Source organism: Pseudomonas sp. AMR01 (genome assembly GCF_041946035.1).
In the GTDB taxonomy this organism is placed as follows: Bacteria; Pseudomonadota; Gammaproteobacteria; order Pseudomonadales; family Pseudomonadaceae; genus Aquipseudomonas; species Aquipseudomonas antarctica_B.
In genome coordinates this window covers 1-7,575 of the sequence record NZ_JAUTYR010000072.1, presented here as the reverse complement: position 1 = coordinate 7,575, position 7,575 = coordinate 1, and the positions used below count along the sequence as shown (strand labels likewise).

Genomic DNA, 7,575 nt, shown 5'->3' with positions numbered 1-7,575 from the left:
CGAGTGGTGGGGCGGAGCGTTTTTGGTTACTTTTTGCGCTCTTCAAAAAGTGACCCGCTGTAAGAGCGGAACCAATTCAAGCCGTTACCGCAGCAACGGATATGTACCCCAAGCTAATTCCCAGCCCAACCCCCAAAAAAAAGGCCCGCATCACGCGGGCCATTTTTCCAACTCAAGTGCCAATCAACCCGCCACCAACACCCGAATCGCCTCCAGTCGCAACGCCGCTTTATCAAGCATGGCCAACCCTTGCTCACGCTGACTCCGCAGGGCTACCAGCTCACTGTCACGTACCGTCGGGTTAACCGCTTGCAACGCGGTCAGTCGCGCCAGCTCTTCATCGGTATCCGCCGCCAGACGACGCTTCGCCTCAGCCACACGCTCGATGTGGCGCGGGCTGATTTTCTCTTCGCCGGCATTGATCCGTGGCGTCAGTTGGTCACGCTGGGCCTGGATAAACTTGTTGGCGCTGGCGCGTGGCACGCTTTCCAGCTGGTCGTTCAAGGTTTCAAACGACACACGGCCCGACAGGTCATTGCCATTAGCGTCCAGCAAGCAGCGCAATGCAGCAGGCGGCAGATAGCGACCCAGTTGCAGCGAGCGCGGTGCAACCACTTCGCTGACGTAGAGCAGTTCCAGCAACACGGTGCCCGGCTTGAGCGCCTTGTTCTTGATCAGCGCCACGGCGGTGTTGCCCATGGAACCGGACAGCACCAGGTCCATGCCGCCTTGCACCATCGGGTGTTCCCAGGTGATGAACTGCATGTCTTCGCGCGACAGTGCCTGGTTGCGGTCGTAGGTGATGGTCACACCTTCGTCGTCGCCGAGTGGGAAGCTGGCGTCGAGCATTTTTTCGCTCGGCTTGAGGATCAGCGCGTTTTCCGAATGGTCTTCGCTGTCGATGCCAAACGCGTCGAACAGGGTTTCCATATAGATCGGCAGGGCGAACTGGTCGTCTTGCTCAAGGATGTCTTCAACCAGTGCATCGCCTTCACCGGCGCCGCCGGAGTTGAGCTCCAGCAAGCGGTCGCGACCGGTGTGCAGCTCTTGTTCCAGGCGCTCGCGTTCGGCACGGGCTTCGTCGATCAGGGCTTGCCACTCGCCGTCATCGGCGTTTTCCAGCAGCGGCAGCAGGCGTGGGCCGAATTGATGCTGCAAGGCGTTGCCGGTCGGGCAGGTATTGAGGAACGCGTTCAGCGCTTCGTGGTACCACTGGAACAGACGCTCTTGCGGGCTGGTTTCCAGGTACGGTACGTGCAGTTCAATCACGTGCTTCTGGCCGATCCGGTCCAGACGGCCGATCCGCTGTTCCAGCAGGTCGGGGTGGGACGGCAGGTCGAACAGCACCAAGTGGTGAGAGAACTGGAAGTTACGGCCTTCACTGCCGATTTCCGAACAGATCAGCACTTGGGCGCCGAACTCTTCATCGGCGAAGTAGGCGGCGGCGCGGTCACGTTCGAGGATGTTCATACCCTCGTGGAACACCGTGGCCGGAATGCCGGAGCGCACGCGCAGGGCGTCTTCCAGGTCCATGGCAGTTTCGGCGTGGGCGCAGATCACCAGCACCTTGGTGCGCTTGAGCATTTTCAACTGGTCGATCAGCCACTCGACCCGTGGGTCGAAGCGCCACCAGCGGTTTTCTTCTTCAATATCCGGCTGCGACTGGAAGCTGACTTCCGGATACAACTCGGCGTGCTCGCCCAGCGGCAACTCAAGGTATTCGTCCGGGTTGGGCAGCGGGTAGGCGTGCAGCTTGCGCTCCGGAAAACCTTGCACGGCGGCGCGGGTATTACGGAACAGCACGCGGCCGGTGCCGTGGCGGTCGAGCAGCTCACGCACCAGGCGCGCGCTGGCTTCGGTGTCACCATCGTTGACGGCGGCGAGCAGTGCTTCACCTTCGTTGCCGAGGAAACCCTGGATGGTTTTGTGCGCTTTGGGTGACAGGCGGCCCTTGTCCAGCAGCTCCTGTACGGCTTCGGCCACCGGGCGATAGTTTTCGCTCTCGGCGCGGAAGGCGTGCAGGTCGTGGAAGCGGTTCGGGTCCAGCAGGCGCAGGCGCGCGAAGTGGCTGTCCTGGCCCAGCTGTTCCGGGGTGGCGGTCAGCAGCAGCACGCCCGGGATTACTTCGGCGAGTTGTTCAACCAATGAATATTCAGCACTGGCCTTTTCTTCATGCCACACCAGGTGGTGGGCTTCGTCGACTACCAGCAAGTCCCAACCGGCGGCAAACAGAGCGTCCTGAGCCTTCTCGTCGTCCACCAGCCATTCCAGCGCGACCAGCGCGAGCTGGGTGTCTTCGAACGGGTTGGTGGCATCGCTTTCGATAAAGCGCTCTTCGTCGAACAGCGCCACTTGCAGGTTGAAGCGGCGGCGCATTTCCACCAGCCACTGGTGCTGCAGGTTTTCCGGTACCAGGATCAGCACGCGGTTGGCGCGGCCCGACAGCAGTTGGCGATGGATCACCAGGCCGGCTTCGATGGTTTTACCCAGGCCCACTTCATCCGCCAGCAAAACCCGTGGCGCGATGCGGTCAGCGACTTCACGGGCAATGTGCAGTTGGTGAGCAATAGGTTGCGCACGCACGCCACCCAAGCCCCACAGCGAAGACTGCAATTGGCGGCTGGTGTGTTCCAGGGTGTGATAACGCAGCGAAAACCAGGCCAGCGGGTCGATCTGCCCGGCGAACAGACGGTCGCTGGCCAGGCGGAACTGGATGAAGTTGGAGAGCTGGGTTTCCGGCAGGGTGACCTGCTCGTTCTGCCCATTGAGGCCTTGGTAGACCAGCAGGCCGTCGACATCGTCGACTTGCTGTACGGTCATTTTCCAGCCTTCAAAATGGGTGATGGAGTCACCCGGCGAAAACCTCACGCGAGTGAGGGGCGCATTCCGTAGCGCATACTGGCGAGTCTCGCCAGTGGCCGGATAGAGCACGGTCAACAAGCGGCCGTCCTGTGCCAGAACGGTGCCTAACCCCAGCTCTGCTTCGCTGTCACTTATCCAGCGTTGCCCCGGTTGATACTGCTGCGCCATGCTGCCTGACTCCCGCCGTGAAAAAGCCGACTATCTTAACGGAACAACACCCCCCGCCCAAGGACTCTGACAAAAACTACTCCGTTTACGCAAAGGTTCGGGAGCCGGATCGACGGGTGGCGGGCACTTGGGAGTGTCTACTCGGTCACAGCTTGGCGAGGCAGGGCTCAAGTCGCCCCGCATGTAGCCGACAGCCTGTAGACCAGGAGAGTAATCATTATGTTGCCACCCATGCTGCCCGTCAGCGTTGTGCCGGTCACGTCACAACTTGACCCGGCGCGTCAGAAGCCGGATATCCCGCCCGTGGTGCCCGTGCAAGCGGGCTCCAACGAAAGCACGATCGACCTGAAAAAAGGCGATTCCGAGCAGTCGACGTTTCTTCTGCGCGAAGAACAGCGCCGCCAGCAAGAACAGCAGAAACGCCGGCGCGAAGCCGAAGAAGACTCTGCGCAGCACCTGGCGATTCCCGGCGACCTGTTGAATGCCGACAACACCGTGCCGGTGGTGCCGTTGATCGAAGACGCACCGCGCCAGGGTTTGTGGGTCGACGTCGAGGTTTAATCGCGCAATGCCGTTAACGCCGCTATCAGCAGGTCGATGTCGTGGTCATTGTTGAGCGGGCTGACAGAGAGTCGCGCGATGCTCGCCAGGCCACGCGCCTGCATGTCCAGCGGTGTATACGCCACGCCATTGGCGCCGATGTTGATGCGCTGCAAGCCCAGGCGCCGCTTGAGTTCGAAGGCGTCCCAACCGGCGAGGTTGAAGGCGATCAATCCTGAGTTAGCAGTGCCCAAGTCGCGTAGGGTAATGCCCGGGATCTCACGCAAGGCTTCGCGGATTCGCTGGCTGACCTGTAGGACTCTTTCCCAGGTGCGTTCCACGCCCAACCGGTTTACTTCCTGCACCGCATTGCCCAATCCTGCCAGCAAGGCGAACGATACTTCACTGGTTTCAAAACGCCGCGCGTCGTCGCGCAGTTCATAACCCTCGGCGGTCCACGGCGCCGAGAGCACGTCGCGCTGGGCGGGGTTTAGTTGGTGCAGGAACTCCGGTCGCACATACATCAGCGCCGTGCCGCGCGGCCCGCGCAGGTGTTTACGCCCGGCCGACTTGAGCACATCACAGTGCAGCGCTTGCACATCCACCGGCAATTGCCCGACGGCCTGGCCGGCGTCGATGAAGTAGGCAATGCCGTGGCGCCTGGCCACTTCGCCGATGGCTTCCGCGGGGTTGATCAGGCCGCCGTTGGCCGGGAGCCACGTGAGGTCAATCAGCTTTACGTTGGCATCGATCATCGACGCCAGCGCTTTCGGGCAGACCGCGCCGGTTTCATCGCAAGGGATGACTTCGACCCGCGCCCCCGCCTTCACGGCCCATTCCATGCTCGCCAGGTTGCCGCCCCATTCATGGCGGCCCACCAGAATTCGATCGCCGGGCCGCCACTGGCCGAGCGCCTGGAACGCCATGCTCCAGGCTGTCGAGCCGCTGCTGGTAAAGGCAATCGAGGAGGCGGGTGCATTGAGCAATTGCCCGGCCGCACGCCGGGCTTTTTCCACCAGCACCGCACCGTGCTCGCCAGCTTCCATCGGACCATCGCGCGCTTCGCGTTGCAGTTGGTCGACAATCGCATCGAGGGTCGCCTGGCTGGGCAGCGAAGCTCCGGCGTGGTTGAAGTGCACGATGCCCGACTGGCAGCCGGGCGTTTCATCACGCAGGCGCTGGAGTTCAAACGGGCTCACGGTTGCAGCTCGAAAATCGCGTCAACCTCCACCGCCACGCCGGCGGGCAGGCTGGAAACTCCCACGGCGGTGCGCACGTGTCGACCTTTTTCACCCAGCGCGTTGACCAGCAAGTCTGAAGCGCCGTTGGCGACGAGGCTCTGGCTCTTGAAGTTGCCGCTGGCGGCGATGAAGACGCCCAGGCGCAACAGACGTACCAGGCGCGACAAGTCATCACCCAGCGCATGGCTCAACTGCCCCAACAGGCCCAATGCCGCCAGTTGCGCCGCCTGAGCGCCTTCTTCGTCGCTGAGGGATTCACCCAGTCGGCCTATATAGCCGGGCTTGCCGTCCAGCATCGGGATTTGCCCGGAGACGAACAGCTGGTTCCCACTGATCACGTAGTTGATGTAGTTGGTCGCCGGCTGGCCGGGCGTCGGCAGCGTCAGGCCGAGGGCTTGCACGCGTTGGCGCAGGGAGTTGCTCATGGTCATTCCTCTTGGGCTAAGAGGTTTGAGCATGTGGGCGAGGGCGGTGGGGCGACAAACGCAAAGATCTCACACGACGTATCGAAAAAACTCACGCGTTGGCGCAGGTTTCCTTTAACCACTCGCTGAAACACTCGGCGGCTTCGCTGGCAGGGCCCTGCGGGGCAATCAGCCAGTAGCCGATTTCGCTGCGGTAGGGTGGCCAATCGAAGGCTTCCACCAGGCTGCCGTCTTCAAGCTTGCGTGCGATCAAACGGTGCCGGCCCATGGCGATGCCCTGACCGGCCACAGCGGCTTCGGCCACGATGTTGTAATCGTGGAGCATCACGCGCGGGTGGTTGGCGAGGTCCACTTGATAGTGCGCGGACCAATCCGTCCACTCGAATGGCCGGTGCGAGGTGGCCATCAATAATGGGCCGTTGTGCAATTGGCTGGCTTTGAACGCCGGGCTGCACACGGGTGAAATGGCCTCATCCATCAGGCGCGTGGCGTGTACATCGGGCCAGTCGCCCTTACCGTAACGAATGGCCAAATCGACCTCGGCCGCCGCGACGTTTGCCAGTTGAATCGCCGGTAGCAGCTCCACCTGGATATGCGGATAACGGTGCAGAAACCCGGCCAGTCGCGGGGCCAGCCACAGCGTGGCAAAAGAGGCCAGCAAGCCGATGCGCAGCACCGTGGCACTCGGCGCGACGCGTTGCGTGCGGGTGGCGGCGGCGATGGCGTCAAGCGCGGGGCGGATTTCGTCGTAGTAATGCTGGCCGTCGGCGGTCAGATTGATCGCTCGGGTACGTCGGATAAACAACGGTTTGCCCAGATGCTGTTCGAGTTTATGCACCTGGTGGCTCAAGGCGCTTTGCGTCACCGACAACTCGTTCGCCGCCTTGATAAAACTCAAGTGCCGCGCCACAGCTTCAAAGGCGCGCAGGGCAAGCAGCGGGGGAAGGTCCTTGTGCAATGCCACCGGGGGGCGCCTCTTGAGAGTGGGTTGAGCTTGCCGATTTTGAGTGATTACCGGTATTTTGTCGCGCGTTGATGTGTCGTCGGTGTTTATGCATTGTTTAAGGACAAGCCTTACATACGCCTTCTCACGGCTGGGGAAAGCTTCACGTTTTTCTGGAGACCGTAACGATGAAACAGTATGTGAAGACCGGCGTGCTCGGTTTGGGTTTGGCAGCGGTGCTTTACGGCGGCGTACAGGCCAGCGAGTCGCCGTTGGTGGGCGCCTGGCGGCTGGTGGGTTACCAGGTTGAATCTCAGGACACCCATGAGAGGATCCCTGCCATGGGGGATCGGCCTACCGGGCGCGTCATCTTTACCGCCGATCACCGCGTGGCTTTCGTATTGACCGGTGAGGGAAGGCAGGCAGGCAAATCGGATGCGGAAAAGTCAAAGTTGTTGAGCACTTTGGTCGCCTATACCGGCATCGAGCGGGTCGAGGGTAACCAGTGGTGTACGCGCGTTGACAGTGCCTGGGACCCGGCGTGGGTCGGTACCGAGCAGTGCCGTGAATTTCGCATTCAGGGTGACACCCTGCAGGTGCTGACGCCCTGGCGACAAATGCCGAACTGGCCGGGCACCACGCGTTCCATTATTACGTTTGAGCGCGATAAATAAGCGCGAGAGGGTATCTACAGGCGCGAGGATTTTTACTCAGGTATTTGCCGTCGTGCGGGGGAGGCCGCATTATTAGGGCATTCCCGCCACGACGTAAGCCAAGCCATGAGTGATGACGACAAGCTGATCGACCTGAATGCCGAACGTGCCAAGCGCGTGCATGACTTGAATGACAAGCGCCTGAATGAAGTGCGCCAGGCGTTTGAACAGGCAATGCCGCTGGGTAAAGTTAAGAAAAAGTCGAAGAACAAACCGAAAAAGCGTTGAACCCACCTGCATCTATTGATGCAGGTCAGGTATTTCCCTTCTTTATGCCCTGTTGTGTGCGGCATTGATCCCCGTCAATTTTTTAATCCGCGTTCTCCATTAACTTGGCCCTATCGCAACAGGGCACGAGCAGGAGGCCGGTCATGTTTTTCGATAATGTGGTGTTTGCCGGAGTGCTGACGGTCAGCCTCATGGTGGTGTTTTTTGTAGGATTCGGGATTTTTATCTGGAAGGACGCTAATAAGCGTAAAGAACCGTAAGTCTTTCCTGATGTATGAGCACGCAAGGCATTTTGGGCGACTTCGGTCGCCCTTTTTTTTGTGTTTTGTTTGTGTACATATCCGTTGTTTGGGGTGTGGCTGGTAATGGTTTGGCTCTTACAGCCAGCCCTTTCAAGGTCTTTAGGCAGAACAGACGATAAGTACCCCGTGGCGAGCGGGCTTGCCCCGCGTTGG

The 7,575-nt window shown here is 60.6% G+C and carries 8 protein-coding genes; 4 read left to right on the top strand and 4 right to left on the bottom strand.

Annotation, left to right across the window (positions count from 1 at the left end; translation table 11 throughout):
• Positions 1-183: 183 nt before the first annotated feature.
• Positions 184-3,030: an RNA polymerase-associated protein RapA gene (gene rapA, locus Q7C20_RS26415; protein WP_348060211.1), complete on the bottom strand. Its 2,847-nt coding sequence runs from the start codon at positions 3,028-3,030 to the stop codon at positions 184-186.
• 219 nt (positions 3,031-3,249) lie between these two features.
• Here rapA and Q7C20_RS26410 point away from each other — a divergent pair, with 219 nt between their 5' ends.
• Positions 3,250-3,591: an aspartate-semialdehyde dehydrogenase gene (locus Q7C20_RS26410; RefSeq protein WP_348060213.1), complete on the top strand. Its 342-nt coding sequence runs from the start codon at positions 3,250-3,252 to the stop codon at positions 3,589-3,591.
• Here Q7C20_RS26410 and Q7C20_RS26405 read toward each other — a convergent pair.
• From Q7C20_RS26405 to Q7C20_RS26395, 3 genes are all read right to left on the bottom strand, one after another.
• Positions 3,588-4,769 (bottom strand): aminotransferase class V-fold PLP-dependent enzyme, encoded by a 1,182-nt coding sequence (locus tag Q7C20_RS26405; protein WP_375071149.1) that lies wholly within the window; start codon positions 4,767-4,769, stop codon positions 3,588-3,590. The two genes, Q7C20_RS26410 and Q7C20_RS26405, sit on opposite strands and share 4 nt — an antisense overlap.
• Entirely contained in the window at positions 4,766-5,236 is a 471-nt protein-coding gene (locus Q7C20_RS26400) for a RidA family protein (RefSeq protein ID WP_375071148.1), read from the bottom strand. Before Q7C20_RS26400 ends, Q7C20_RS26405 begins: the two co-directional genes overlap by 4 nt.
• Before the next feature lie 91 nt (positions 5,237-5,327).
• A complete protein-coding gene (locus tag Q7C20_RS26395) occupies positions 5,328-6,200 on the bottom strand; it encodes a LysR substrate-binding domain-containing protein (protein WP_375071147.1) in 873 nt (290 codons plus the stop codon).
• 167 nt (positions 6,201-6,367) lie between these two features.
• Here Q7C20_RS26395 and Q7C20_RS26390 point away from each other — a divergent pair, with 167 nt between their 5' ends.
• From Q7C20_RS26390 to ccoM, 3 genes are all read left to right on the top strand, one after another.
• Complete coding sequence (locus Q7C20_RS26390; RefSeq protein ID WP_348060221.1) at positions 6,368-6,853, top strand: lipocalin-like domain-containing protein; 486 nt, start codon at positions 6,368-6,370, stop codon at positions 6,851-6,853.
• Positions 6,854-6,958: 105 nt separating this feature from the next.
• Positions 6,959-7,120 (top strand): hypothetical protein, encoded by a 162-nt coding sequence (locus Q7C20_RS26385; protein ID WP_010563587.1) that lies wholly within the window; start codon positions 6,959-6,961, stop codon positions 7,118-7,120.
• Between the two features lie 143 nt (positions 7,121-7,263).
• Positions 7,264-7,380 (top strand): cytochrome c oxidase subunit CcoM, encoded by a 117-nt coding sequence (ccoM, locus tag Q7C20_RS26380; protein ID WP_303047319.1) that lies wholly within the window; start codon positions 7,264-7,266, stop codon positions 7,378-7,380.
• The last annotated feature ends 195 nt before the right edge of the window (positions 7,381-7,575 follow it).